Here is a 26,716-nt window from a genome sequence, read left to right as displayed (position 1 = left end):
GAGTTGACTGCAGATTTGTTCGAGGCCGTTCCGGATGCGCACCCGCCGCGTGAAGCGATAGCGGAGGGCGCGGTGTTGCTGCGCAGATTCGCGCGGCCGTTCGAAGCCGAGCTGCTTCCGGCACTGCGCGCGATCGTCAAACAGGCGCCGTTTCGGCATCTGATTACGCCGGGCGGCCACCGCATGTCGGTCGCGATGACCAATTGCGGCAGTGTCGGCTGGGTGTCGGACGACACGGGTTATCGCTATGACGCCATCGACCCCGTGTCCAAACTGCCGTGGCCGGCGATGCCGCCTGTGCTGCGCAGGCTCGCGGCCGCCGCTGCGGCGGACGCCGGGTTCAACGGCTTCGGGCCGGAGGCCTGCCTGATCAACCGCTATTTGCCAGGCGCGAAGCTGTCGCTGCATCAGGACAAGGACGAGCTGGATTTTGCCGCGCCGATCGTATCGGTGTCGCTGGGGCTGCCCGCGATCTTCCTGTTCGGCGGCCCGAAGCGCGCCGACAAGCCGAACCGTTACCGGCTGGAGCATGGCGACGTCGTGGTCTGGGGCGGCCCGTCGCGGCTGTTCTTTCACGGCGTAGCGCCGCTCGCCGACGGCGAGCACGCTGTCATGGGCCGCCAGCGCATCAACCTGACTTTCCGAAAAACGCGGTGATATTCCTTCTCCCCTTGTGGGAGAAGGTGCCTTCGCGGCACGCGAAGGCGGATGAGGGGTCTCTATCCGCGGAGACAGACCCCTTCCGTCTCGCATCTGACGATGCGAGCCACCTTCTCCCACAAGGGGAGAAGGGAAGAAGCATTCCATGTGGCTAGGCGTTCTTCGCCGGATGGATGAACGCCCACGGCGAGACTTCCGAATCCGTTGGCACCTCCACCGAAATCACGTAAGGGCCGCCGTCAGCCAGCGCCTTTTCCAGCGCGGGGCGGAAATGATCGGGCGAGGTCACGCGCGCAGCGCCGACGCCGAAGGATTCCGCGAGCTTCACGAAATCCGGATTGACCAGATCCGACGCCACCACGCGTCCGTCAAAATGCTGGCGCTGGTCGCGGCGGACATTGCCGTAGGCGTTATTGTTGAACACCAGCGTCACGACGCCGATCTTGAACTGCACGGCGGTCGACAGCTCCTGCACGGCGAACATGAAGCCGCCATCGCCGGTGATCGCGACCACCGGCCGGTCTGGATTGGCGACCTTGGCGCCGAGCGCGGTCGGGAAGCCGGAGCCGAGCGTGCCCTGATAGCCCGAGGTGATGAAGGTGCGCGGCTCGTAGATCGGAAAGCCGTACCAGGAAGCGAAACCGACCTGCGATAATTCATCGGTGACGATCGCATTGGTCGGCAGCACCTCGCGCAGGATGTTCAGATACGCCATCTGCGGCTGAACTTTTTGAATCTCCTGCTGCGCCGCCGCGGTGGCCTCGCGGATCTCGCCGCGCCGACCGCTGGTCTTGCTGTAGCCGGCCTTCTTCACCGCCGCCGCCAGATCGGCGGTGCCGGACTTGGCATCCGCGATGACAGCCGCGTCGGACACGTAGCGCCGCATCTCCACCGGATCGATATCGATGCGAACCGATTTCAGGCCGTCGGGACGATAGGGCCAGCGCGACATCGTCGGCAATTCCAGCCGCGTCCCGATCCCGATCATCAAATCGGTGGTCGGCCACAGCCTGTAGGCCGCCGCCATGGTCAGCCCGAGTTCGTGGGCATTGGAGACGATGCCGCGGCCGCTGCGGAACGCCACCACGGGCGCATCGATCATTTCGGCGAGTTCGAGGATTTCCTCGTGCGCATGGATCGCGCCGCTGCCGACGAATATCATCGGCCGCTTGCTGTTTTTGATGAGCGCCGCAGCTTCCTTGATCCGGTCGGGGTCGGGCTGCGGCGCGGGCAAAGCATCCAGCACCCTGGATGGCCCGACCTGCGCGCGCTGGGTAAACACGTCCCATGGCATTTCCAGCGACACCGGGCCGCGGCGGCCCGACATCATTTCCTGAAATGCACGCGAGACCATGGCCGGTGCGACGTCGGGATATTCGATGCGCTCGGCCCATTTCACGAAGGTGCGTAGCGTCGCGAGCTGGTCCGGCATCTCGTGCAGATGGCCGCGGCCCTTGTCCAGGAACTGCGTCGGCACCTGACCGGTGAGGCAGAGCACCGGCTCGTTGCACCCGAACGCGGTCAGAAGTGCCGCGCCCGCATTGAGCACACCGGGGCCGGGCACCACGCTGAATACGCCGGGGCGCCCCGAGGACCGCGCATAACCAAAAGCCATGTAACCGCAGGCCTGCTCGTGGCGTGCCCCGATCACCTTCAACTGCGCCTGATGGAAGGCATCGAACAGGCCGTAGGTTTGCGCGCCGGGCAGGCCGAACACCGTATCGACGCTATGCGCGACGAGGCCATTGACGATCGCTTCGCCGCCGGAGGTTGATTTCATAGCTCTTTCCACTCGCTTGCAGGGATTTTATCAGGCTTCGTCGACCACGCCGTTCTTCAGCACGCCGACTCCCTCGGCTTCAACCTCGATGATGTCGCCGGGCTTGAGATAGCGCGGCGGGTCGAACCGCGCACCGGCCCCCGTCGGCGTTCCCGTGACGATGACGTCGCCGGGCACCAGCGTTGTAAAGGTCGAGAGATAGTTGATCAAATAGCGGAAGCCGAAAATCAGCCGGCCGGTGCGATCGTCTTGCCGCGTCTCGCCATTGACCCGCGTGGTCAGACGAATGTCCGCAATTTGCGATTCACTGGTGTAGGGCACGAGCCATGGTCCCAGACTGCCGGTGGAATCGAAGTTCTTGCCCTGCGTGACGTTGAACTTGGCGTGCCGCACCCAGTCGCGGATGGTGCCTTCATTGCAGAGCGTGACGGCGGCGATGTGATCCAGCGCATCGCTCTCTTTAATATGCCGGCCGGCCTTGCCGATGATGAGCACCAGCTCGCCCTCGTAATCGAGCTGCGCGGAGGCGCGCGGGCGCACCAGCGGCGCGTTATGGCCGACAAAGGAACGCGGCGTGCGCATGAACATGCTCGGGTATTTCGGCGCGTCCTGGCCGTCCTTGTATTCGGCGTTGCGGTCCGGGTAGTTCACGCCGATGCAGATGATCTTTTCCGGCGAGGGGATCGGCGGCTGCCATGTAATCGCATCGAGCGCATGGTCCGGCGTACGCCGCGCCGCATCCTCGGCGAGCTTCATCAGCGCGCCATCAGCGATGACTTCGCGCAGGGTCGGATAATCCTTTGCGAAACGCGCCGAGAGATCGACGATGCCGGAATCGGTCACGGCGCCATATTTCTGCGAGCCGTCAACGGTGAACGTGGCAAGGCGGGGAGGGGTCATCTTCTCAGTCCGCAATCGTGACGTCGGCGACGAAGGCCGGTTCGCGCACCGCCTGGCCGGTGAAGGGCGTACCTTCCTCGAACCAGGAGCGCGGCGCGGGTGCGCCCCACAGCGTTTGCCGGCGTGGGTCCTTCAGCGACCAGCGCAGCGGCTCGTGGTCGTGGTCGCCGGTGAAATAATCGCTGGTGTAGAGTTCGAGCCGGTGGCCGTCGGGATCGCGGACATAAAGAAAGAACGCATTCGAGATGCCGTGGCGGCCCGGGCCGCGCTCGATGTTCTTCAGGTAGCCGCTGGAAGCCATGACGTCGCAGAGATGCAGGATATTCATCGCCGTCGGCGTCCAATACGCCATGTGGTGCAGGCGAGGGCCACGGCCATTGGTGATAGCGAAATCATGGACATTGCCCTTGCGGTGCATCCACGCCGCCGCGATGCGCCCGTTCGGGCCGTCTTCCTCGCCATATTCGGTCAGGCGGAAGCCGAGCCGGGCGTAGAAATCGACGGTGTTTTGGACCTCGGGCGCGAACACGTTGAAATGGTCGAGCCGCTGCGGATGGCAGCCCTTGTAGAGGTCGTAGCGCCTGAGCAGGTGCGGGCGCTTTTCCATCGACGCGTAGAGTTCGAGCTGGAAGCCGGCGGGATCGGTGAATTGCAGCGTGCGGCCCTGGAACGGCTGATCGACAAAGGCGTAGGCGATGCCGTTCTCGGAAAAGAAGCTGGCGGCCTTGTCGAGATCGCCGTCATTGCCGACCTTGAAGCCGAGGCGGTTGCAGGCCGCGACCGGGGCTTTCCGCAGCACCAGCGAGTGATGCTGATGCTCCTCGCTGCCGCGCAGGTACACCGCCTTGTCGTCGCTGTCCTCGACATGGAGGCCGACGGTGTTCTCGTAGAAGGCGCGGCTCTTGTTGAGGTCGACGACATCAAGCACGGCATGGCTGCAGCGGATGATGTTGAACGGCGGGTCGAAGATGTGTGTCGGAACGGGCATGTGTTTTATCCAGTCCTCAATTGTTGATCCTCATGGTGAGGAGGCGCGCCAGCGCCGTCTCGAACCATGTGGCCCGTGGCCCATCCTTCGAAACGCGGGCTTGCGCCCGCTCCTCAGGATGAGGGCAGGCCGAGCTTCTGAATCTTATGCGTCCCGCGGGCGAGCGAGACGTGCTTGGTTTCCATGTAGAAGTCGAACGAGTAGTCGCCGCCGTCGCGGCCGATACCTGAGGCCTTCATGCCGCCGAACGGCGTCGGCAGATGGCGGACGTTTTCGGAATTGAGCCAGATCATGCCGGCCTCCAGCGCATCGGCGACGCGTAGCGCGCGGCCCATGTCGCCGGTCCAGACATAGCCGGTCAGCCCGTACTGCACGCCGTTGGCGATCTCGATGGCGTCCTTCTCATCCTTGAACGAGATCACGGTCAGGAACGGGCCGAACACTTCCTCCTGCGCCACCCGCATTTTTGAATTTGCGCCGGTGACCAGCGTCGGCTGCACGTAATGTCCACCGCCCGGACCGTCATGCGGCTTTCCGCCGACCGCAATGGTGGCGCCGTCCTTCTGCGCGACGTCGAAATAGCTGCAGACCTTTGCGAGGTGCCGCTCATGGATCAGCGGCCCGATTTCGGTGGCGGGATCGAGGGGGTGGCCGACCTTCAAGGCCTTCACTCGCGCCGTGAGTTTTTCGATGAATTTTCCGGCGATGCCTTCCTGGACCAGCAGCCGGCTGGAGGAGGTGCAGCGCTCGCCGTTCAGCGAGTAGATCATGAAGACGACCGCATCCAGCGCCCGGTCGAGATCGGCGTCGTCGAACACGATCACGGGGTTCTTGCCGCCGAGCTCGAAATGGACGCGCTTCAGGGTGGGGGCGCCCTGGGCCATAATGGCCGAGCCGGTCGAGCTCTCGCCGACAAAGCCGATCGCCTTGATCGCGGGATGCTCGGTCAATGCCTTGCCGGCCTCTTCGCCCATGCCGTGCACGGTGTTGAGCACGCCGTCGGGCAGGCCGGCTTGTTTCGCGAGCTTGACCAAAAGGTCCGCCGTTATCGGCGACCATTCCGCAGGCTTATGCACCACCGTGCAGCCGGCGGCCAACGCCGGTGCAATCTTCCAGGTCGACAGCATGAACGGCGTGTTCCAAGGCGTGATCACGCCGACCGGGCCGATCGGCACCCGGGTCGAGATGTTCCAGTGTTCCTCGCTCGGCGTGTTGAGGCCGTCGCGGGCTTCGGCGCATTTGTCGGCAAAGAAGCGGAAGTTCTCGGCCGCCCGGATCGCGGCCTTGGCCATGAAGCGATGCGCCTGGCCGGTGTCGATGCATTCCAGCACCGCGATGTCATCGGCATGGTCCTCGATCGCGTCGGCCACGCGATGCAGCAATTTCTTCCGCGCTGCCGCCGGCGTGTCGCGCCAGGATTTGAAGGCAGCCGCGGCAGCGGTTGCTGCACGGTCGATGTCCTCGGCATTGCCGCGCGCCACCGACGCCAGCACCGCGCCATCCACCGGAGACTTCGTCTCGAACGTCTGGCCGGAGACCGACGGCACGGTCTTGCCGTCGATCATGTGGCCGATGCCTTCGCTCTTTAGTTTGGCGAGCAGGGGCGCTGCGCGGTCGCAGTTGGCCTGAAACACGTCCTTCGGGGTCGCCTTATCCATGGATAGCCTCCACTTTCAGAGCTTCGTGGATGTCGTTGCGTTTCCAGCTTGTTTCCTTGTCGTTGATCTGCATGTCGAACGACAGCGCGAACTTTTGGTTCGCGAACACGGGGTCAAGGTAGGCCGACAAGGTCTTGAAAATATGTTCACCGGCCTTCTTGCGGGTGGCGAGGTCGCGGCCTTCGCCGAGCCGCAGCACCATGTCGAGAAAACTGTAATTCGCAGCCCCGTCGGCGATCGCATAGTGCTCGCACCTGACCGCGCGGACACGAATACCGCCGAGCGGGAAGATGCCGGTCTCGACCGCGGCCTTGCGAACCAGTTCCACGACCGCGCCCATGTCGACGCGCCCGTCGAGATTGCCTGAATATTCAATCGTGAAGTGCGGCATGTTGCGATGACTCCCGTCTTCCCTAACGCATCAGGCGAAGTAGCAGCTCACGGAACCGTAGGGTCCATAGTCCGCCTGGATCGTGTCGCCCTTGCAGGTCTCGATCGGGCGGATGAACGAGCCCGCCAGCACCACTTGCCCGGCCTCCAGCGCCAGCCCGTTCGGCGCGATCTTGTTGGCAAGCCAGGCCACGGATGTTGCGGGATGGTTGAGAACGCCGGCCGCAAGCCCGGTTTCCTCGAGCTGGCCATTGCGGAAGCAGAGCGCGCCGATCCAGCGCAGGTCGGCATCCATCGGCCGTATCGGCCGGCCGCCGAGTACGATGCCGGCGTTGGCCGCGTTGTCGGCGATGGTGTCAAAAATCTTCCGGGTGGATTTGGTTTGCGGATCGACCCGCTCGACCCGTGTGTCGAGAATTTCCAGCGCCGGCACAACGAAATCGGTGGCGTTGAGCACGTCGAACATCGTGCAGTCCGGTCCCGCCAGCCGCGACTTCATCACGAAGGCGAGTTCGGCCTCGACGCGGGTGGCGATGAAGCGATCCGATGGCACCAGCCCGCCGTCGGCAAAGAACATGTCGTCGAGCAGGATGCCTGAATCCGGCTCGTCGATATTGAGCGCACTCTGCATCGCCTTTGAGGTCAGGCCGATCTTGTGGCCCTTCACGACGCGGCCCTCGGCGACTTTGATATCGACCCATGCCTTCTGGATAGCGTAGGCGTCTTCGATCGTTATGCCGGGATGTTCGAGCGAAAGCTGCCGGATCTGTTTCCGGGTCTTTTCGGCCTGATCGAGCCGTTCGGCGGACTTGCGGATTTCGTCCTGGGAAAGGGCCATATGCGTTCGCAAAAAGAGGGTGCTGAAATATGTTTAACATGTTAAGTTATATTGCGCAAACTGATTTGGTGCTTGTTGCAACGCAAAACTTTATCCTTCTCCCGATCAACGATTCCTGATGGCGGACGACTGAAGATGGCAGCCAAGAAATCGCCGGACGGATCGCATGGCGGCGCCGGCAAAGCGGGCGAGATGCGTAGCTTGCCGATGCGTGAGTTCTCCCGCTCGCTGCCGATGTCGCTTCTGCGCGCGCGAGAAGCCGTGATGCGCCAGTTCCGTCCATCCCTGCGCAACCATGGGCTGACCGAGCAGCAGTGGCGGATCCTGCGCGCGCTGACGGCGGTGGATACCATCGAGGTGACCGAACTGGCGCGCGTCGCGTTTTTGCTGGGTCCGAGCCTGTCGCGAATCCTGCGCGACCTCGAAGCGCGCGATCTGATCGAGCGGCGGACCGCCAAGGCCGATCTGCGCCGCGGCGAGGTGTCGATCTCGTCCAAGGGGTTGAAGCTGATCGAGGCCGTCGCGCCGACCTCGGAGGCGATCTATGCCGAAATCACCAGCCGCTATGGCGCGCGCAAGCTGGCTGAACTGCAGGATATGCTGGGTGAACTCGAACGCGGCCTTGCGGAAATGGAAGTGGCCGGTGAGGCAGAGGCTGATACCGACGAGTAAGCGCAAATTTGCATGATGCTAGCGGCCCGATGCATAACGGCCGGGCAAATGATTGCAATCATTTGTCTAATGGTAGACACGCGCGCGATTTTTCGCTCAAAGTGCCGGCCAAGCCGGTCATCAAAACCGGCGCGGGAGTCTTGGGGTTCGCCGCCAATACAGAGGCTGCCCCGGCGCTAGGACAAGGCTGAAATCCGAAAAATGGTCACCATACAAGTCAACAACCTGATCGATTTTGTCGCCGAGGTTTTTTCGCATTCGGAATCCTCGCCCGAGGAAGCCAGGCGCATCGCGACCTATCTCACCACTGCCAATCTTACCGGCCATGACAGCCACGGCGTGATCCGGGTTCCGGTCTACATCCGTTGGAAGAAGACAGGCAACGTCGTTCCCAACCAGATCCCCGAGATTGTCGTCGATACGCCGTCGCTCGCCGTGGTCGATGGCAAGTTCGGCTACGGCCAGACCGTGACGCCGTTCGCCGTGCGGACCGGCATCGAGAAATGCAAGAAGGCGGGGCTGGCAGCGATCGCACTGCGCAATGCCGGGCATATCGGCCGCGTCGGAGACTGGGCCGAAATGGCCGCTGCTGAAGGGCTGGTGTCGGTGCATTTCGTCAACGCCGCAGGCTCGCTGCTGGTGGCGCCGTTCGGCGGCGTCCAGAAGCGGCTTTCGACTGCGCCCTACTGCGTCGGCATTCCGCGCAAGGGGCAGGATCCGATCGTGCTCGATTTCGCCACCTCGATCGTTGCCGAGGGCAAGGTACTGGTGGCGAGCCGCGGCGGCAAGAAGTTGCCGACCGGTGCGCTGGTCGACGCCGACGGCACGCTGAGCGAGGAGCCGTCCGTGCTCTACGGTCCCTACACGCCGGATGGACCTCGGGACCACACCCAGGGCACCGGTGCGATCCGCGCGTTCGGCGAGCACAAAGGGTCGGGATTGGCCTTCATCTGCGAACTGCTCGGCGGCGCGCTCACCGGCACGGGCGCCACCTCGGGCGGCCGCCAGTTCGCCAACGGCATGCTTGCCTTCTATGTCGACCCCAAGGTGATCGACACCAGCAATTACTTCGACGACGAAATCTCGCGCTACACCGACTTCATCCGGGAGACCAAGCCGATCGCCGGCGTCGAGTCCGTGCTGGTCCCCGGAGACCCCGAACGCAAGATGCGCGCCGAGCGCACCAGGAACGGCGTACCGCTGCCTGATGATACCTGGGCTGCGATCGTCAACACCGCCCGCGAGGTCGGCGTCAGCGAGGCCAGCATCCAGCGCGCCGCCAGCTAATCCACTCCACGAACTCCAACTATCGCAACGATCACAAAGGGAAAGCGATCAATGGCAACCAACAACGTCAAGAAAGTATGGGCCTCGGGCAAGGCTGTGGTGAACGCGTGGCTCGCGATCCCGTCCGGCTTCTCGGCCGAAGTGATCGCGCAATGCGGATTCGACAGCGTCACCGTCGACATGCAGCACGGCGTGCAGGATTACCTCTCGATGGTGCAATGCTTTCAGGCGATGAACGGCCATCCGGTAACGCCGATGGTCCGTGTGCCCTGGAATGAGCCCGGCATCATCGGCAAGGTGCTCGACGGCGGCGCCTATGGCGTGATCTGCCCGATGATCAATACCTCGCAGGAAGCCAAGAACCTCGTCCAGTACGCCAAGTACCCGCCGAAGGGCACGCGCTCCAACGGCCCGATCCGTTCGGGCATGTACGGCTCGGCCGGCACCTACCAGCAGACGGCCAACGACGAAATCGTGCTGCTGCCGATGATGGAGACCAGGACGGCCGTCGAGAACATGGAATCGATCCTCGACGTCGAGGGCATCGACGGCGTCTATATCGGCCCGTCCGACCTCGGCTTCTCCTACGGCCTGGTGCCGAAGCTCGATCGCGACGAGCCGGAAATCCTCAAGATCTATGAGAAGATCATCAAGGAGTGCGGCAAGCGCGGCCTCAATCCCGGCATCCACTGCTCGGGCGCCGAGGGCGCGGTGCGCGCGATCAACATGGGCTTCAAGCTGGTGACGCTGTCGAACGAGAGCGGGTTGATGATGACCTACGCCAAGATGCAGGTGAACCAGACCCGGAAGGATTCCGGCGGGAAGGCCTAGGACGTAATAGCGAATGGCGAATAGGGGGTGGAGAGCAGCGTAACAGTCTTTACTATTCGCTACTCGCCATTCGCTATTCGCCGACTTTAAGGAGACACCCAAATGACCCCGGCACCCGTCATTCGCCTGCATCCTGACGACGGCGTGCTGATCGCGCGCTCGAGCCTGCCGCCGGGCATGGTGGTGGCCGATGGGGTCACCACGGTCGAGCGTATCCCGGCGGGGCACAAGGTCGCGATCAAACCGATCGCCATGGGCGAGCCGGTGCGCCGCTACGGCCAGATCATCGGCTTTGCCACCGCGCCGATTGCGCCGGGCCAGCATGTTCACACGCAAAACTGCGGCATGGGCGATTTCGCCAAGGACTATGCGTTCGGCGTCGACGTCAAGCCGGTGCCGAACTTCGATCTGCCGGCGACCTTCGAGGGCATCCGCCGCGCCGACGGCCGCGTGGCGACGCGCAACTATATCGGTATTCTGACGTCGGTGAATTGCAGCGCCCATGTCGCCGGCATCGTCGCCGACATGTTCAAGAAGAACCCGTTCACCGGCGACAATCCGCTGGCGGATTTCCCGAATGTCGACGGCGTGGTGGCGCTGACCCACAAGACCGGCTGCGGAATGACGCAGGACGAACCGCTGGCGCTGCTGCGGCGGACGCTCGGCGGCTATGCGCGGCATGCGAATTTCTCCGCCGTCGTCGTGCTGGGCCTCGGCTGCGAGGTCAACCAGATCGGCGGGCTGATGCAGGAGCAGAAACTCGCCGGCCGCCTGCGCGCGATGGACATCCAGGAAGTCGGCGGCACCCGTAAGACGGTGGAGGCCGGTATCGCCTTCGTGAAGGAGGCGCTGACCGACGCCAACAAGGTAAAGCGCGAACCGGTGCCGGCGAGCGAGCTGACGGTGGCGCTGCAATGCGGCGGCTCCGACGGTTATTCGGGCGTCTCGGCCAATCCGGCGCTCGGCGTGGCGAGCGATCTTCTGGTTGCACACGGCGGCACGGTGATCCTCTCGGAAACTCCCGAGACCTACGGCGCCGAGCATCTCCTGACCCGGCGCGCGGTCAGCCGCGAGGTCGGCGAAAAGCTCGTCGGCCTGATGCGCTGGTGGGAGGAATACACCAAGCGGGAAGGCGCCGAGATGAACGCCAATCCGAGCCCCGGCAACAAGGCCGGCGGCCTCACCACGATCCTCGAGAAATCACTGGGCGCGATGGCCAAGGCCGGCAGCACCAATCTGGTCGATGTGCTCAACTACGCCGAGCCGATCACCAAGAAGGGGTTCGTGTTCATGGATACGCCCGGCTATGACCCGGTGGCTGCGACCGGGCAGGTGGCGGGCGGCGCCAATCTCGTCTGCTTCACCACCGGCCGCGGCAGCGTGTTCGGCTGCAAGCCTGCGCCCTCGATCAAGCTCGCCACCAACACGCCGATGTACAAGCGCATGGAAGACGACATGGACGTCAATTGCGGTACCATCCTCGACGGCGAGGAAACCGTGCAGCAATGCGGCCAGCGCATTTTCGAACTGATGCTGAAAACGGCATCCGGCCAGCCGACCAAGAGCGAGAGCTTCGATTTCGGCGGCGCGGAGTTTGCGCCATGGGTGCTCGGCGCGACGATGTGAGAATGTGCACACTCTGTCGTCGTCCCTGCGAAAGCAGGGACCCATAACCACAGGCGCTGGTTGTGGAGCAGGCGTCAGCGATCCCGCCTTACGTCATAGATCACGCGGTATGGGTCCCCGCGTTCGCGGGGACGACCCACAGATAATTCGGACAGCTAATCCGCACTTCCCATAGGCACTCCGTGCCCGTTGTTAGTGCTTGATCCCACCCGGAACCGGTGTTCTGCTTAAAAAAGCCGCTGGAGTCCGGTCCGTGTCGATCTTCGTCGCACTGCATCACGTCACGCACTACAAATACGACCGACCGATCGATCTCGGCCCGCAAACCGTTCGCCTGCGTCCGGCGCCGCATACGCGCACGCCGATCCTGAGCTATTCGCTCAAGGTCACGCCAACAAATCATTTCGTGAACTGGCAGCAGGACCCGCAGGGCAACTGGCTGGCGCGCTTCGTATTTCCCGAGAAGGCGTCTGAGCTGAAGATCGAAGTCGACTTCACGGCGCAGATGACGGTCGTCAATCCCTTCGACTTCTTCGTCGAGCCCAGCGCCAGCGCTTTTCCGTTGCAGTACACCAGCGATCTCAAGACCGAGCTTGCGCCCTATCTCGCCACGACGGAGCAGGGGCCGCTGTTCGCGTCGTATCTGAAGGAGATTGCGCGCGAGGCCGACAGCACCGTCAATTTTCTGGTCGACCTCAACGCGCAACTGCAGAAAAAGATCAGCTATGTCATCCGGATGGAGCCGGGCATTCAGACGCCGGAAGAGACGCTGGCCTCTGGCTCCGGATCATGCCGCGACTCGGCGTGGCTGTTGATCCAGATCTTCCGTCACCTCGGTCTCGCGGCGCGCTTCGTCTCCGGCTATCTCATGCAGCTGCGCCCGGACATCGATCCCGTCGAAGGGCCGCGCGAGGTCGAGAGCGATTTCACCGATCTGCACGCCTGGGCCGAGGTCTATCTTCCGGGCGCCGGGTGGATCGGGTTCGACGTCACCTCGGGCATGCTGACGGGTGAGGGGCACATTCCCGTCGCCGCCACGCCGCATTACCGCTCGGCGGCGCCGATCAGTGGCAGTGCCGGCTTCGCCAATGTCGAATTCGGTTTCGAGATGAGCGTCAAGCGCATCCGCGAGGCGCCGCGGATCACGCGGCCGTTCTCCGATGAATCCTGGGCGCGTCTCGATGCGCTCGGCGAACAGGTCGATGCCGATCTCCGGGCGGACGACGTGCGCCTGACCATGGGCGGCGAGCCGACCTTCGTTTCCATCGACGATCTGGAATCGCCGGAATGGAACATCGCCGCCGTCGGCCCGACCAAGCAGGCGCTGGCCGATGAACTGATCCGCAAGCTGCACGCCCGCTTCGCGCCAGGCGGGCTGCTGCATTACGGGCAGGGCAAATGGTATCCGGGCGAAAGCCTGCCGCGCTGGGCCTTCGGTCTCTATTGGCGCAAGGACGGCGTGCCGATCTGGAAGAATGCCGAGCTGATCGCGAATATCGAGAACCCGCGCAAGGGGAAGATCGAAGACGCCAAGGCCTTTATGGAAGGGACCGCGAAGCGGCTCGGCCTGGATGCCGGCTATGTCATACCGGCCTATGAAGATTCCGTACACTGGCTGCAGAAGGAAGCGTCACTTCCGGTCAACGTCGATCCCGGCGACTCCAAACTCGCCAACGCGGAAGAGCGCGCGCGCATGGCGCGGGTATTCGATGAGGGCTTGAACAAGCCCAAAGGCTTCGTGCTGCCGATCCAGCACGCGGACGCTGACGCTTCGGGCTGGATGAGCGAGCGCTGGCAGCTCAAGCGTGGCCATCTGTTTCTGATACCGGGCGATTCCCCGCTTGGGCTGCGGCTGCCGATGGCGTCGCTGCCGCATGTCCCGCCGGAAGAATATCCCTACGTGGTCGAGCAGGATCCGATGGAGCCGCGTCTCGAATTGGCCGTCGAGGACAAGGACGCTGTAACTGACGGCGTGCCGGCGAAGCCCGCGCAGAAGCCCAAACCAAAACCGAAGCCGGTTCGCACGGCGACATCAGTTGAGGTTCGTGACGGCGTCTTGTGCGCATTCATGCCGCCGGTGGAAAAACTCGAAGATTACCTCGAACTGATCGCGGCGGTGGAGGCGACCGCCGAGGAACTGCAGTTCCAGGTTCATGTCGAGGGCTACGGGCCGCCCTACGATCCGCGCGTCGAGGTCATCAAGGTGACGCCCGATCCCGGCGTGATCGAAATCAACGTTCAGCCGGCGCAGAGCTGGCGCGAGGCGGTCGATATCACCTTCGGCCTGTATGAAGACGCCGCCAAAGTCCGGCTCGGCGCCAACCGCTTTCTCGTCGACGGCCGCCACACCGGCACCGGCGGCGGCAATCATGTCGTGGTCGGTGGCTCGACGCCGCAGGATTCGCCGTTCCTGCGCCGCCCCGATTTGCTGAAGAGCCTCGTGCTGTACTGGCAGCGTCATCCGTCGCTGTCCTATTTGTTTTCGGGCATGTTCATCGGCCCGACCAGCCAGGCGCCGCGCATCGACGAGGCACGGCATGACGGGCTCTATGAACTGGAGGTCGCGCTGGCTCACGTGCCGCCGCCTGATATCGAGGCCCCGCTTTGGCTGGTGGACCGCCTGTTCCGGCATATCCTCGTCGACATAACAGGCAATACCCATCGCGCCGAAATCTGCATCGACAAGCTCTATTCGCCGGACGGGCCGACCGGCCGTCTCGGGCTGGTCGAATTCCGCGCGCTCGAAATGCCGCCCGATCCACGGATGTCGCTGGCGCAGCAATTGTTGATCCGCGCACTGATTGCAAAACTCTGGCGCGAGCCACAACAAGGCAAGTTCGTGCGCTGGGGCACCACGCTGCACGATCGCTTCATGCTGCCGCATTTCCTCTGGGAGGATTTTCTGGGCGTGCTCGAAGAGCTCAGGCAATCCGGTTACGAATTCTCGCCGGAATGGTACTCGGCGCAGCTCGAGTTTCGTTTTCCGGTGTTTGGCCGTGTCCACCATGGCGGCGTCGCGCTGGAATTGCGTCAGGCGCTGGAGCCTTGGCACGTGCTTGGCGAAGAGGGGGCGGCAGGCGGCACGGTGCGTTATGTCGATAGTTCGGTGGAGCGCTTGCAGGTGAAGGCGGCCACGGGCTTTGTCGAAGGCCGTCACGTCGTGACCTGCAACGGCAGGCGAATGCCGATGACGGCAACCGGCCGCTCAGGCGAGGCCGTCGCCGCCGTCCGTTTCAAGGCGTGGCAGCCGGCATCGGGGCTGCACCCGACCATCCCGGTCCACGCCCCACTGACATTTGACTTGATAGATACCTGGAACGGCCGCTCGCTCGGCGGCTGCGTGTACCATGTCGCCCATCCCGGCGGGCGCAGCTACGATACCAAGCCGGTCAATTCCTATGAGGCGGAAGCAAGGCGGCTGGCCCGGTTTCAGGATCATGGCCATACCCCGGGCAGGATCGACCCTCCGCCCGAGGAACGCACAAATGAATTCCCCTTGACGCTCGACTTGAGGACGCCGCTCCTGATCTAATCGGAGCGACCGTCTTTAGGGAATCGGAATGGCAGGCCAAGGCAGCAATCAGGAAAGCAAGGCCCGTCCGGGCCAGCGCCGGATCGCGCAATGGACGCGCGACTATGCGCGGCTGCCCGGCATTCCCGACGAATATATCGGACCGGACGGCGCGCCCCGCGCGGCATGGAGCCGGTTTTTCGATGCCTTTGCCGCGCTTTCGCCTGTTGATATCGAGCGGCGCTTTGCCTCCGCCGACCGGCATCTGCGCGAAGCCGGCGTCACCTACCGCGCCCCCGGCGAGACCGCCGACCGGCTGTGGCCGCTGAGCCATCTGCCGCTCATCATCGACGAGGCCGATTGGCAGCAACTGACCACGGGCATCTTGCAGCGTGCGCAGTTGTTCGAAATGATCCTGCGCGATCTCTATGGCGAGGGCCGGCTGATCACCGATGGCGCGGTGCCCGCGGCCGCGATTGCCGGCAGCAACGAATATCTGCGCGCGGTTTGCGGCGTCAAACCGCCCGGGGGGCGCCATCTTCACCTCTATGCGGCCGATGTCGGCCGCGGCCCCGACGGGCGCTGGTGGGTGCTCAACGACCGCACGCAGGCGCCATCAGGCGCCGGCTATGCATTGGAAAATCGGCTGGTGCTGTCGCGCGCCTTTTCCAATCTCTACAAGTCGATGAATGTCGAGCGTGTGGCGCCGTTCTTCGAGGCGTTCCGCGATAGCCTGCGCGCCAGCGCCGATCGCGACGAGCCGCGGATCGGCTTGCTGACGCCTGGCGTCTTCAGCGAAACCTTTTTCGAACACGCGACACTCGCGCGTTATCTCGGCTTTCTGCTGGTCGAGGGCGACGACCTCGCCGTCAGCGGCGACCGCGTCCACATCCGTACCGTCGCAGGCTTGAAACGGCTCGACGTGCTGCTGCGACGGGTCGATTCCAATTTCCTCGATCCGCTGGAGCTCAATGCGTCGTCGCATCTCGGCGTGCCGGGCCTGATCGACGTGCTGCGCAAGGACGGCGTCGTCGTCGCCAACATGCCGGGCTCGGGCGTGCTGGAAGCGCGGGCGCTGCTCGGCTTCCTGCCCAGCCTGTGCCGGCGCTTGCTCAGCGAGAATTTGATCATGCCGCACATCGCGACCTGGTGGTGCGGGCAGAAATCCGCGCGTGAGGAAGTGTTGTCGCGGCTGGAAGATTTCGCGATCGAGGGCGCCTATGGGCGTTCCGTTCCGGGCTTTCCGGGCCACGGTCCCGTACTCGCCGGCGAGTTGTCACCGGCCGAGCGCGACCGGCTCAGGAGCGCGATCACCGACCGTGGCATCGACTATGTTGGCCAGGAGCTGGTGCGGCTGTCGACGACGCCGGTGTGGGAGCAGGGACGGATCACGCCGCGCCCGTTCGTGCTGCGGGTGTTCGCTGCCGCAACGCCCCAAGGCTGGACCATCCTGCCCGGTGGCTTCTGCCGGATCGCCGAACAGCCCGATGCCCGTGCCGTCTCGATGGGTGATGGCGCGCGGTCGGCGGATGTCTGGATTGTCTCCGACAAGGCGGTCACGGCTTCGACGCTGCTGCCGGCCGCCGAAGCCGTGCGCATCAGGCGCATCGCCGGCGTGGTGCCGAGCCGCGCCGCGGACAATCTGTTCTGGCTCGGCCGCTATCTCGAGCGCGCCGAGGCGACGCTGCGGCTGATCCGCGCGCTCGGCACGCCGATGCGCGACCCCGTCAAGGGATCGTCGACCGCGCTGCCATCGGTCGAGCGCATCCAGCGGCTTCTGGTGACCTGGGGCGCGACCTCGCAGGCGACGCGAACGAACCCCGCAAGGGTCGTCGCCGAGGCGCTGCAGAGCCCGGACAAATTCGGTTCGGCCCTGTCATTGGCAAAATCGGCGCAGCGTACGGCGAGCTCGTTGCGCGAGCGGCTTTCGCCGGACGCCTGGCAGATCATCACCGAGATGGTGGAGCGTCTCGCCCTGCAGGTCGACGACGATGACAGCGTCGTCAGCGCCGCCGAACTGACGTTGCAGGAACTGGCGAGTCTTGCAGGTTTGGCGCAGGAAAACATGAATCGCGCCGCCGGCTGGCGCTTTCTCGACATGGGGCGCCGTGTCGAGCGCGCCATCAACACCGCGCGGTTCGCGCGGCAATTCGCCTATGACGAAGCCGGCGAAGAAGATCTCGATGTGCTGCTGACGCTGGTCGATTGCCAGATCACCTATCGTTCGCGCTATCTGGTCGGCCCCGCGCTGGCGCCGGTGCGCGATCTCGCGGTGCTCGATCCTTATAACCCGCGCTCGGTCGCGTTTCAGGTGGCGACGCTGAATGATCACATCGCCGCACTCCCGAGCTTGAAGGAGCATGGCCTGATCGAGCGGCCGCAGCGGCTGGCGGTGGCGTTGCAGGCGACGTTGACGACAGCCGAGGCCGCGACGCTGGATGTCAAGACCCTGTTCGCGCTGGAGCAGGATCTGCTCAATCTCGCCGACGCCATCGGCCTGCATTACTTCCCGCACGGGCCCAATGCGAGCCGGCCGGAGAAGCTGACGGGCCTCGCGTGATCTACGACATCCGTCACGTTACGACATACGCTTACGAAAGCCCGGTGAGTTTCGCGCGGTGCTCGCTGCGGCTGGAGCCGAAGTCGGGCGACGGGCAGCAATTGATCTCCCATTCGGTCGAGATTCGGCCGCGGCCGGCCGAACGTACGGTGCGGCGAGACTTTTTCGGAACCCATACCGAGAGCGTGCTGATCGAGGCCGCACATCGCAATTTGCGGATCGATTCCCGCTCGCGGGTTTCGGTCTCGCGCAAGGCGCTCGACCGCGCCGCGCCGAGCCCGTCATGGGATGATATCCGCGACCTGGCGTTCGAGGCCAGCAGTCTCGGCCCGGCCTCGCCAATCGGCTACGTCTTTGCGAGTTCGCTGGTGCCGGTGCTGGCACCACTCACCGCCTATGCCGCGCCAAGCTTTCCGCCGGGCGGCGGCATCCTTTCAGGTGCCGTCGACCTGATGCACCGGATCCGCCGCGATTTCAAATACGACCCGAAGGCCACCGTGATTTCGACGCCGCTGCGGGAAGTGTTCGAAAAGCGCCACGGTGTCTGCCAGGACTTTGCCCATGTGATGATTGCGGGCCTGCGCGGGCTTGGCCTGCCGGCGGCCTATGTCAGCGGCTATCTCCGCACCATTCCGCCCGCCGGCCAGCCGCGCCTGCAGGGCGCCGACGCCAGCCACGCCTGGGTTTCGCTCTGGTGCGGCGTCGAGCTGGGCTGGATCGGGTTCGACCCGACCAACGACCTGCTGGTCGAGAATGACCACATCATCCTGGCGATCGGGCGCGATTTTTCCGACGTCTCCCCAGTCGACGGCATCATCGTCGGATCACGCAAGCAGAAGCTTGGCGTCGCCGTGGACGTGCTGCTGGTGGAGTGAGGCTGGCTGTTCGCAGCCTTGCCAGGCTTTCTCTTTCCGCGCGATGACTGCCTTGTGACGTCTGGTAGGAGCGGACTGGTCTAAGATTGTCCAGCGCAAATAGTCGCCGCGTCGGAGGGGTACACCACCATGTGGACACGGAGAGAGACGGTCGCAGTCGCAATCACGGCATTAGCCACAGGCTGGACGCACGCCAGAGCGCAGACGCAAGCCCCATCAGTCAACAGTACCTTGCTTCCGACCGGCAAACTGCGCGCTGCTCTGATCACCTCCAATCCCGTTCTGGTGACGCGGCGCGCTGACGGCACTTTTGGCGGCGTTTCCGTCGTCGTGGCCCGCGCGCTTGCTACGCATCTCGGCGTTCCGGTCGACCTCAAGCCCTACGACAATCCCGCGCGCTACAACGAAAGCCTCGCGACCGATGATTGGGACATCGGGCTTGCTGCGCGCGATCCGTCGCGCGCAGAGCACCTCGCCTTCAGCGTGACATTCATGGAGGTCGACAACGGCTATGTCGCGCGCCCCGGCGCGGCACCAACCAACGCCGAGGAAGTGGACCGTCCCGGCGTGAAGATCGCGGTCGCGCAAGGCAGCGCACCCGACACCGTACTGCGTCGTCTCATCAAGAATGCAGAGATCGTTCCAGTGCCCGGTGGGTTGGAGCCGGCGCGCGAGGCGCTGGCGACAGGAAAGGCAGACGTTTACGGCGAGAACCTGCACCTTGCCCACCGTATCGCCGACGCTTTACCCGGCGCGCGCGTGCTGCCTGGACGCTTCAATGTCGTGCAAATGGCGATCGGAGTGCGCAATCGGGCCGCCTCGGAGCTTCCCACCATCGACGCGTTCGTCAACCGAATCCGGTCTGATGGCACCGTGCAGAACGCCGTCGCCGAAGCTGGCTTGCGAGGCGTGCGGGTCCCGTAGCCTACGGTGGGGAATAGTTGGCGAGAGGTGCAGGCGAGACGCGAGGATCAATGCGGATGGCGGGGACTTGAATCCGCAATGGATTGCGCGCCCATCTCGGCTCGCGTGCGCTCAATAGCTTTGTTCGGGTGTTGCGACCGGCGGAAGTCCATGTCGCTTGTAGGCGTTCACGTCGATTTTGTTATCGGCGACACGTCCACTATCCCGAACAAGTCCCGCGGCGTGCCAAGGGCCAATGATCGACGTGTCGTGGTCTCCTCACACTTTGGCGCGATCGGAGATGCTGTCCGCTTACGTGCCGGTCTTGCGCGCCTGCTCGGACGAATCCGCGCGCAGATTGCGGAAGAACTTTTCGACCTCGCGGGAGAGCGTCTCGGCGGTAGCCGTCAGTTCGCTGGATGCGGTGAGAACGGATGCTGCGGCAGTGCTCGTCGTGCCGATCGCGTCGCTGAGCGAATTGATATTGACCACCAGCGTTCCGTTGCCCTGCGCCGCCAATTGCGCATTCGACGATATCTCGCGGGTTGCCGCATCCTGCTGCTCGATCGCGCTGGCGATGATGGAAGTCACCTCGTTGATGTCGCGCACCGCGTTGCCGATCTCGCGAACCGCTTCGACGGAGGTTTTGGTCGAGGTCTGGATCAGGCCGACATTCTGGCCGATTTCGGCGGTCGCCTTGGCGGTCTGCTCGGCGAGTGCCTTGACCTCGTGGGCGACGACCGCAAAGCCGCGGCCGGCGTCGCCGGCACGCGCGGCTTCGATCGTCGCGTTCAACGCCAGCAGATTGGTTTGCTCGGCGATCGCCTGAATCAGGGTGAGCACGCCGTCGATGCGCTGGGTGGCGGCTGCAAGCCCTTCGATTTCGGCGACCGATCTCTCGGTGCGCTGGCCGGCCTGCTCGACGGCGCTGGCCGATTGGCGTACCTGGCGGCCGATTTCCTCGACCGAGGCTGAGAGCTCCTCGGCCGCGCTGGCGACGGCGGAAACGTTGCTGGAAGCCTGCTCGGTCGCGCCGGAGGCGGCGACCGCGCGGCCGCTGGCGTCAGATGAAACGCTGGCGATGGTCTGGGCGGTGCCGCGCATCGATGTCGCATTGTCGGTGACGGCGCGCACAATGCCGCCGATCGCTTCCCGGAAGGCGTCGACCGAGGCCTCGATGTGGCGGGCGCGCTCGCCGCGCGCTTTCGAATCTTCCACCACCTGCGAATTGAGGTTGCGGTTGCCCTCCATCGCTTCCTGGAAGATCTTGATGGCACGGGCGAGCGCGCCGATCTCGTCGGCGCGGCCGGTATGCGGCACCTCGACGCCTTCGGCGCCGTCGGCGACCTTCTTGATGGTTGCGGTGATCACTGAAAGCGGCTTCGCGATCGAGCGGGCGATGATCATTACGCCGATGACGACCACCGCCAGCGCCATGACGCCGAGGCAGGTCAGCACAAAGGCCATCGTGTGGTTGGTGTCGGTCTGTTGCACCAGTCTCTTGCTGCGTTCTGCATAGACCTTGGACAGCGCCTCGAGATCCTTGTTTAGCGCGGTGCGCACTTGACGGTTGGCGTCGTTGTCGCCCCATTCGCGCCCCGCAGCCCCGTTGATCTCGACGCCGCGGCGAACCAGCTCCTTGCGGAAGTCGACGAACTGCTCGATGCGCTTCTTGAAGGTGGCGAACTGCTCGGCGTCGTCCGCCTGGACCAGCGCCTGCCAGTTCTTGACGACCTCGAGAATCCGTTCGTTGAACTTGAGCAACCCGTCGCCGTACTTCTTCACCACCGCCGGCTCGCTCGACATGTAGATGCCACGGGATTCCATCACGACCGCATAGACCAGCGAATTGATGCGCTCGACATTGAGCGCGGCGCGGCTGGCGATCGAGACCGCTTCGGTGAGTTCGGCGTTCTGGCGGGTGTTGTAGTCGGACAAGGCCGTGATGGCGGCGACCAGCAGCGCGAACAGCGCGAAGATCGAATACAACTTGGCTGCAAGCGAAAACCGGGATGCCATGGCGCCACCAAAAACGAGTACGGGATTTACAATTCAGCCGTATCGGCGCGCCGGGATGGTTTCCAGCGATTGCCTACGGCGTAGGCAAATTGTGCTGAAGTTTGATGGAGATTGTCTTAACGCGCGAAGTTCCGAGGACTGCAACTACGTCAAGATAATCAAGTAATTACAAATCATTACGGATATGGGGCAAGTTACGTCCCCGGGAGAATTCGGCAGCCTCTCGCGACCGTGACGGGCTTTGGTATGCCTGTGCAATTGGAGGTCGCGATCCTCTGGCGGCCAGCGGGAGGGCCAGCAAGCGGGAACCGTCTTCCGAAGGGCGTCGGCGTTGGCAGAACAATTGTGATCGAATCAAGCTAGACAGCGAGCACGAGGACGGAATGTCGATTTCGTCTTGCCGGGCGGCAAGCGCGCAATCCTCAAGGCCATCGCCGGAATCGTCGCGGGACGCCTGCTGAAGGCGCCGCGCTGGTTTGATGATGCGTGAGAGCGGGGACTTAATGGTTCAAAGTGCTGCCTTGCCGGCCAACGCCGATCTCTACCTTCACGTCCGTGTGTTAGTCGCCATTATCCTCGGACTCAGCGTCACAAGGTTGGTCAGCGGCATCGCGGCATTGATCCAGCATCCCGGCCGCTACCCGATCTGGTCTGTTCATCTGGGCTGGGTCGCGTGGGCACTCCTGAACGTGGTCACGTTCTGGTGGTGGGAATTTCGGCTGAGCCTGGTCCAGCACTGGACGTTTGGCCTTTATTTCTTCGTTTGCGTGTACGCATCGATGTACTATTTCCTGAGCGTCCTGCTTTTTCCTCAGGATCTGGATGAATATAAGGGTTACGAAGACTACTTTCTCTCTCGCCGGCGCTGGTTCTTTGGCTTTGCAGCCCTCACGGAAGCGCTCGATGTCGTCGATACCTGGATAAAGGGCGAGGCCCATCTACGATCGCTCGGGTTAGAGTATCTCTTGAGCGTGGGTGCATTCGTGCTGCTATGCGCCGTCGCCGCGACAACGCGCAATTTGAGATTCCATATGCTGTTTGCGTTCGGCGCGGTACTCTACGAGATAAGCTTCTTCGCCCGCAACTATGGTACGCTGAACTAGCCGGAGACGCGGTCGTCGCGGCGAGGGCTGCGGAGCGCAGGCAAGGTGGAGGAAACCCAGCATGGTCTATCGCCAGATCATCGGTGCCACCTCCTATGTATTCGCGGATTTGCGCGAACTGCTCGCCAAGGCGACGCCGCCGCGGTCCGGCGATCGGCTTGCCGGCGTTGCGGCGGAAAGCGCGGAAGCGATGATCGCGGCGCGGATGGCGCTCGCCGACGTGCCGCTCAAGCAATTCCTCAACGAGGCCGTGATCCCTTACGAGGACGACGAGGTCACCCGGCTGATCCTCGATACCCATGCGGCGCAGGCCTTTGCGCCCATTTCCTCGCTGACCGTCGGCGGCTTCCGTGACTGGCTGTTGTCCGATGCCGCAACCAGCGAAACGCTCAACAAGGTTTCGCGCGGGATCACGCCGGAAATGGCCGCCGGCGTCTCGAAGTTGATGCGCAACCAGGATCTGATCCTGGTCGCGAAGAAGTGCGCCGTGACGTCGGCGTTTCGCAACACCATCGGCCTGAAGGGCCGGATGAGCGTGCGGCTGCAGCCTAACCATCCTTTCGACGACGCCAAGGGCATCACCGCCTCGATCCTCGACGGCATCCTGCTTGGATCGGGCGATGCCTGCATCGGCATCAACCCCGCCAGCGACGATCCGGCCGTGATCGGCGAACTGCTGCGGCTGCTCGACGGCATCATCTCGCGGCTGCAGATTCCGACACAGGGCTGCGTGCTCACCCACGTGACCACGACGCTCGGATTGATCGGGCAGGGCGCTCCGGTCGATCTGGTATTCCAGTCAATCGCAGGAACGGAGGCCGCCAACCGCAGCTTTGGCGTCGATCTCGCGCTGCTGCGCGAGGCGCGAGAGGCCGGGCTGTCGCTCCGCCGCGGCACGGTCGGCGACAACGTAATGTATTTCGAGACCGGGCAGGGCTCGGCGCTGTCGGCCAACGCCCATCACAACGTCGATCAGCAGACCTGCGAGGCGCGGGCCTATGCGGTGGCGCGCGCGTTCGATCCGCTGCTGGTCAACAGCGTGGTCGGCTTTATCGGTCCGGAATATCTCTATGACGGCAAGGAAATCATCCGCGCCGGCCTGGAGGATCATTTCGGCGGCAAGCTGCTCGGCCTGCCGCTCGGGGTCGACGTCTGCTACACCAACCATGCCGAAGCCGACCAGGACGACATGGACAATCTCCTGACGCTGTTGGCGGCCGCCGGCGTCACCTTCATCATGGGCGTGCCGGGCGCCGACGACGTCATGCTGAACTACCAGTCGACCTCGTTCCACGACGCGCTGTATATCCGCGACCTCTTCGGACTGAAGCGGGCGCCGGAATTCGACGACTGGCTGGTTCGCTCAGGCCTCGCGGATGGCGATTTCCGGCTTGCAGGCAATGCGGGTCTGCTGCCCGAATTTGCCGCGCGGCTGATCGCCTGAACGCTGGCCCTCAGCCCGCCGGCAGTTTTTTCCTGCAACCAATTGAACCCACAGCGAGTTAGAGCCCACAATGAGCTAGAGGTGACCGTCACAATGTTGAAGAATTTCTGGCCCAGCCTTCAATGTCGTGCTTAAATTCATGTCAGCCTTGAGGAAATTTGATGAGAGCTGAAGGCATCGGAACGGCACGGCGTATCCTGTGCGTCTTCCCGCGCTATACGTCTTCTTTCGGTACATTCGAGCACGCCTATCCCCTGACCGACGGCGTGCAGGCGTTCATGCCGCCGCAGGGCCTGTTGCTGATCGCGGCCTATCTCCCGGAGAATTGGCCGGTCCGCTTCATCGACGAGAACATTCGTCCCGCCACCAAAGAAGATTTCGAATGGGCCGAGGCAGTATTCGTCAGCGGCATGCACATCCAGCGCCAGCAGATGAACGACATCTGCCGCCGCGCGCATGCCTTCGATCTCGCCGTGGCGATCGGCGGACCGTCGGTCAGCGCGTGTCCGGATTACTATCCTTCGTTCGACTATCTTCATGTCGGCGAACTCGGCGACGCCACCAACGAGCTGATCGCGCGGCTGGCGCGTGACCCGTCGCGCCCCGAGCAGCAGGTGGTGCTGAAGACCAACGATCGCCTGCCGATGACGGAGTTTCCGATCCCGGCCTACGAGCTGGCGGAGGTCAAGAAATACTTCCTCGGTAGCATCCAGTATTCGAGCGGCTGTCCCTATCAGTGCGAATTCTGCGACATCCCCGGTCTCTACGGCCGCAACCCGCGCCTGAAGACGCCGGAGCAGATCATCGCCGAGCTCGACAAGTTACGGGAATGCGGCGTCACGGGATCTGTTTATTTCGTCGACGACAATTTCATCGGCAACCGCAAGGCCGCGCTGGATCTGCTGCCGCATCTGGTCGAGTGGCAGAAGCGGACCGGCTACGTGATGCGACTGGCCTGCGAGGCGACGCTGAACATCGCCAAGCGGCCCGAGATTCTGGAGAAGATGCGTGAAGCATTCTTCGTGACGGTGTTCTGCGGCATCGAGACGCCCGATCCCGACGCGCTGAAGGCGATGCACAAGGACCACAACATGATGGTCCCGATCCTGGAAGGCATCCAGACCATCAACTCCTACGGCATGGAAGTCGTCTCCGGCATCATCATGGGGCTCGACACAGACAAGCCGGAGACCGGCGACGCGCTGCTTGGGTTCGTCGAGGAGTCGCAGATTCCGCTGCTCACGATCAATCTGTTGCAGGCGCTGCCGAAGACGCCGCTGTGGGACCGGCTCGAGAAGGAAGGCCGGCTGGTCAATGACGACGACGGCCGCGACTCCAATGTCGAGTTCCTGCTGCCCTACGATCAGGTGATCGAGTCCTGGCGCAAATGCATGGAAGTCGCCTACCAGCCGGAAAAGCTGTTCGCGCGCTACCAGTACCAATGCGACTACACCTATGCGCGGCGGATCAAGGTGCCGGTCACGCCCGAGCAGAAGAGCTGGGCCAACATCAAGCGCGGCCTGATCATGCTGCGGAACATTTTCTGGAAAGTCGGCGTGCTCGGCGACTACAGAAAGGTGTTCTGGAAATTCGCGCTCGGACGGCTGCGTCGCGGCGACATCGAGGGCCTGATCGGCCCGGCGATGATCGGACATCATCTGATCATGTTCGCGCGTGCCGCATCGGTCGGTCAGCAGAACGCATCGAACTATTCGATTCGGCTGCGCGAAGCCTCGGTCCCTGCCGAGTAAAAGCCCATGAAAACGCCATGAAAACGCCGGCGCCGCCGTCTCGCCCGCTCGAAGCCTTGCGGAAGCTGACGCCGGCGCGAGTCGGGCTCGGCCGCTCCGGCGCGAGCATGCCGACCGATGCACTGCTTGCCTTTACCCTCGACCACGCGCGTGCGCGCGATGCCGTTCACACAGCTTTCGATGCGCCGCATCTGGTTGCCGGATTGGCCGGCCTCGGCCTGCAGGTCAGGGAGGTTTCCAGCCAGGCGCGCAACCGGCGCGACTATCTACGCCGTCCCGATCTCGGACGCATGCTGGATGCGGATTCACGGCGCGCGCTGGAAAAGCACGGCGGCAGCGCGGGCGAGGTTGTGATCGTGATCGGCGACGGGCTGTCGCCGGCCGCCGTCAATATCCACGCCGTCGAACTGGTTCGCCATCTTGTTCCGCGCCTGACGGAAGCGGGAATCTCGTTGGGCCATGTCGTGGTCGCGTCGGGTGCGCGGGTGGCGCTGGGCGACGAGATCGGCGCCGTGCTTGGCGCGCGGATGGTGGTGATGCTGATCGGCGAGCGGCCCGGCCTGTCGGCGCCCGACAGCCTTGGCGCGTATCTCACCTTTGCCCCGCGCATCGGCCTCACCGACGAGAAGCGCAATTGCGTGTCCAACATCCACAGTGCGGGGCTGAGCTACGATGAAGCCGCCTTCAAGATCGCGTGGCTGGTGCGTGAAGGCATCGCGCGCGGGATCACCGGCGTGGCGCTGAAGGACGAGAGCGGAACCGCGCTCATCGCCGCCAGGCCGATCGATTGAACCCGAAATTGGATCGATAGGCGGCCGCTTCGCCGTTGTGAGCCAAGTCGCGCCTGATATAAGCGAACACGGAGCGGGCAGAGACAGGCTATGGGGAAAACGGGAGCGGCATCATTTCCGCGACACCGC

At 63.7% G+C, this 26,716-nt stretch carries 20 protein-coding genes; 13 read left to right on the top strand and 7 right to left on the bottom strand.

From position 1 onward, the window contains the following. Positions 1-3 precede the first annotated feature (3 nt). Positions 4-657: a DNA oxidative demethylase AlkB gene (gene alkB, locus IVB22_RS30880; RefSeq protein ID WP_247520928.1), complete on the top strand. Its 654-nt coding sequence runs from the start codon at positions 4-6 to the stop codon at positions 655-657. Positions 658-811: 154 nt separating this feature from the next. Here alkB and IVB22_RS30875 read toward each other — a convergent pair whose 3' ends face one another. From IVB22_RS30875 to hpaH, 6 genes are all read right to left on the bottom strand, one after another. After that, positions 812-2,440, bottom strand: a complete 1,629-nt coding sequence (locus IVB22_RS30875; protein ID WP_247520927.1) for a thiamine pyrophosphate-dependent enzyme — start codon at positions 2,438-2,440, stop codon at positions 812-814. 30 nt (positions 2,441-2,470) lie between these two features. Further along, complete coding sequence (locus IVB22_RS30870; protein ID WP_247520926.1) at positions 2,471-3,340, bottom strand: fumarylacetoacetate hydrolase family protein; 870 nt, start codon at positions 3,338-3,340, stop codon at positions 2,471-2,473. 4 nt (positions 3,341-3,344) lie between these two features. Continuing rightward, on the bottom strand, positions 3,345-4,328 hold the full coding sequence (hpaD, locus tag IVB22_RS30865; RefSeq protein ID WP_247520925.1) for a 3,4-dihydroxyphenylacetate 2,3-dioxygenase: 984 nt from the start codon (positions 4,326-4,328) through the stop codon (positions 3,345-3,347). A 113-nt stretch (positions 4,329-4,441) separates the two neighbouring features. Beyond that, positions 4,442-5,986, bottom strand: coding sequence for a 5-carboxymethyl-2-hydroxymuconate semialdehyde dehydrogenase (gene hpaE, locus IVB22_RS30860; RefSeq protein ID WP_247520924.1), 1,545 nt, complete (start codon positions 5,984-5,986; stop codon positions 4,442-4,444). Continuing rightward, complete coding sequence (locus tag IVB22_RS30855) at positions 5,979-6,377, bottom strand: 5-carboxymethyl-2-hydroxymuconate Delta-isomerase (RefSeq protein ID WP_247520923.1); 399 nt, start codon at positions 6,375-6,377, stop codon at positions 5,979-5,981. Before IVB22_RS30855 ends, hpaE begins: the two co-directional genes overlap by 8 nt. Before the next feature lie 30 nt (positions 6,378-6,407). Beyond that, positions 6,408-7,214 (bottom strand): 2-oxo-hept-4-ene-1,7-dioate hydratase, encoded by an 807-nt coding sequence (gene hpaH, locus IVB22_RS30850; protein ID WP_247520922.1) that lies wholly within the window; start codon positions 7,212-7,214, stop codon positions 6,408-6,410. Between the two features lie 135 nt (positions 7,215-7,349). Between hpaH and hpaR the strand changes: the two genes are divergently transcribed. The 8 genes from hpaR to IVB22_RS30810 all read left to right on the top strand — a co-directional run bounded on the left by hpaR (position 7,350) and on the right by IVB22_RS30810 (position 19,500). Then, entirely contained in the window at positions 7,350-7,886 is a 537-nt protein-coding gene (gene hpaR / locus IVB22_RS30845) for a homoprotocatechuate degradation operon regulator HpaR (protein ID WP_374207741.1), read from the top strand. Positions 7,887-8,087: 201 nt separating this feature from the next. Continuing rightward, positions 8,088-9,173, top strand: coding sequence for a malate/lactate/ureidoglycolate dehydrogenase (locus IVB22_RS30840; protein ID WP_247520921.1), 1,086 nt, complete (start codon positions 8,088-8,090; stop codon positions 9,171-9,173). A 51-nt stretch (positions 9,174-9,224) separates the two neighbouring features. Then, complete coding sequence (locus IVB22_RS30835; RefSeq protein ID WP_247520920.1) at positions 9,225-10,004, top strand: HpcH/HpaI aldolase/citrate lyase family protein; 780 nt, start codon at positions 9,225-9,227, stop codon at positions 10,002-10,004. Positions 10,005-10,106: 102 nt separating this feature from the next. Continuing rightward, on the top strand, positions 10,107-11,630 hold the full coding sequence (locus tag IVB22_RS30830; protein ID WP_247520919.1) for a UxaA family hydrolase: 1,524 nt from the start codon (positions 10,107-10,109) through the stop codon (positions 11,628-11,630). Between the two features lie 253 nt (positions 11,631-11,883). After that, a complete protein-coding gene (locus tag IVB22_RS30825) occupies positions 11,884-15,162 on the top strand; it encodes a DUF2126 domain-containing protein (protein ID WP_247520918.1) in 3,279 nt (1,092 codons plus the stop codon). Between the two features lie 28 nt (positions 15,163-15,190). Beyond that, the gene (locus tag IVB22_RS30820; protein WP_247520917.1) at positions 15,191-17,701 is read left to right on the top strand and encodes a circularly permuted type 2 ATP-grasp protein; all 2,511 of its coding nucleotides are present in this window, start codon (positions 15,191-15,193) and stop codon (positions 17,699-17,701) included. Further along, a complete protein-coding gene (locus IVB22_RS30815) occupies positions 17,698-18,576 on the top strand; it encodes a transglutaminase family protein (protein WP_247520916.1) in 879 nt (292 codons plus the stop codon). The genes IVB22_RS30820 and IVB22_RS30815 overlap by 4 nt, the downstream gene beginning before the upstream one ends. Positions 18,577-18,705: 129 nt before the next feature. Then, positions 18,706-19,500, top strand: coding sequence for a transporter substrate-binding domain-containing protein (locus IVB22_RS30810; RefSeq protein WP_247520915.1), 795 nt, complete (start codon positions 18,706-18,708; stop codon positions 19,498-19,500). 291 nt (positions 19,501-19,791) lie between these two features. On the opposite strand, the gene IVB22_RS30805 is transcribed toward IVB22_RS30810, so the two are convergent. After that, a complete protein-coding gene (locus IVB22_RS30805) occupies positions 19,792-21,498 on the bottom strand; it encodes a methyl-accepting chemotaxis protein (protein WP_247520914.1) in 1,707 nt (568 codons plus the stop codon). A gap of 503 nt (positions 21,499-22,001) precedes the next feature. Here IVB22_RS30805 and IVB22_RS30800 point away from each other — a divergent pair. From IVB22_RS30800 to eutC, 4 genes are all read left to right on the top strand, one after another. Next, complete coding sequence (locus IVB22_RS30800) at positions 22,002-22,601, top strand: hypothetical protein (RefSeq protein ID WP_247520913.1); 600 nt, start codon at positions 22,002-22,004, stop codon at positions 22,599-22,601. A gap of 61 nt (positions 22,602-22,662) precedes the next feature. Then, positions 22,663-24,045 carry an ethanolamine ammonia-lyase subunit EutB gene (locus IVB22_RS30795; RefSeq protein ID WP_247520912.1) on the top strand — a complete coding sequence of 461 codons (1,383 nt, stop codon included), beginning with the start codon at positions 22,663-22,665 and terminating at the stop codon, positions 24,043-24,045. Positions 24,046-24,206: 161 nt separating this feature from the next. Next, positions 24,207-25,796, top strand: a complete 1,590-nt coding sequence (locus IVB22_RS30790; RefSeq protein ID WP_247520911.1) for a B12-binding domain-containing radical SAM protein — start codon at positions 24,207-24,209, stop codon at positions 25,794-25,796. A gap of 17 nt (positions 25,797-25,813) precedes the next feature. Continuing rightward, a complete protein-coding gene (gene eutC, locus IVB22_RS30785; RefSeq protein ID WP_247520910.1) occupies positions 25,814-26,587 on the top strand; it encodes an ethanolamine ammonia-lyase subunit EutC in 774 nt (257 codons plus the stop codon). The last annotated feature ends 129 nt before the right edge of the window (positions 26,588-26,716 follow it).

The sequence above is a fragment of the Bradyrhizobium sp. 190 genome (assembly GCF_023073415.1).
GTDB lineage: Bacteria > Pseudomonadota > Alphaproteobacteria > Rhizobiales > Xanthobacteraceae > Bradyrhizobium.
Note: the sequence above shows the minus strand (reverse complement) of the source record. Positions and strands in the feature narration are given on the sequence as shown.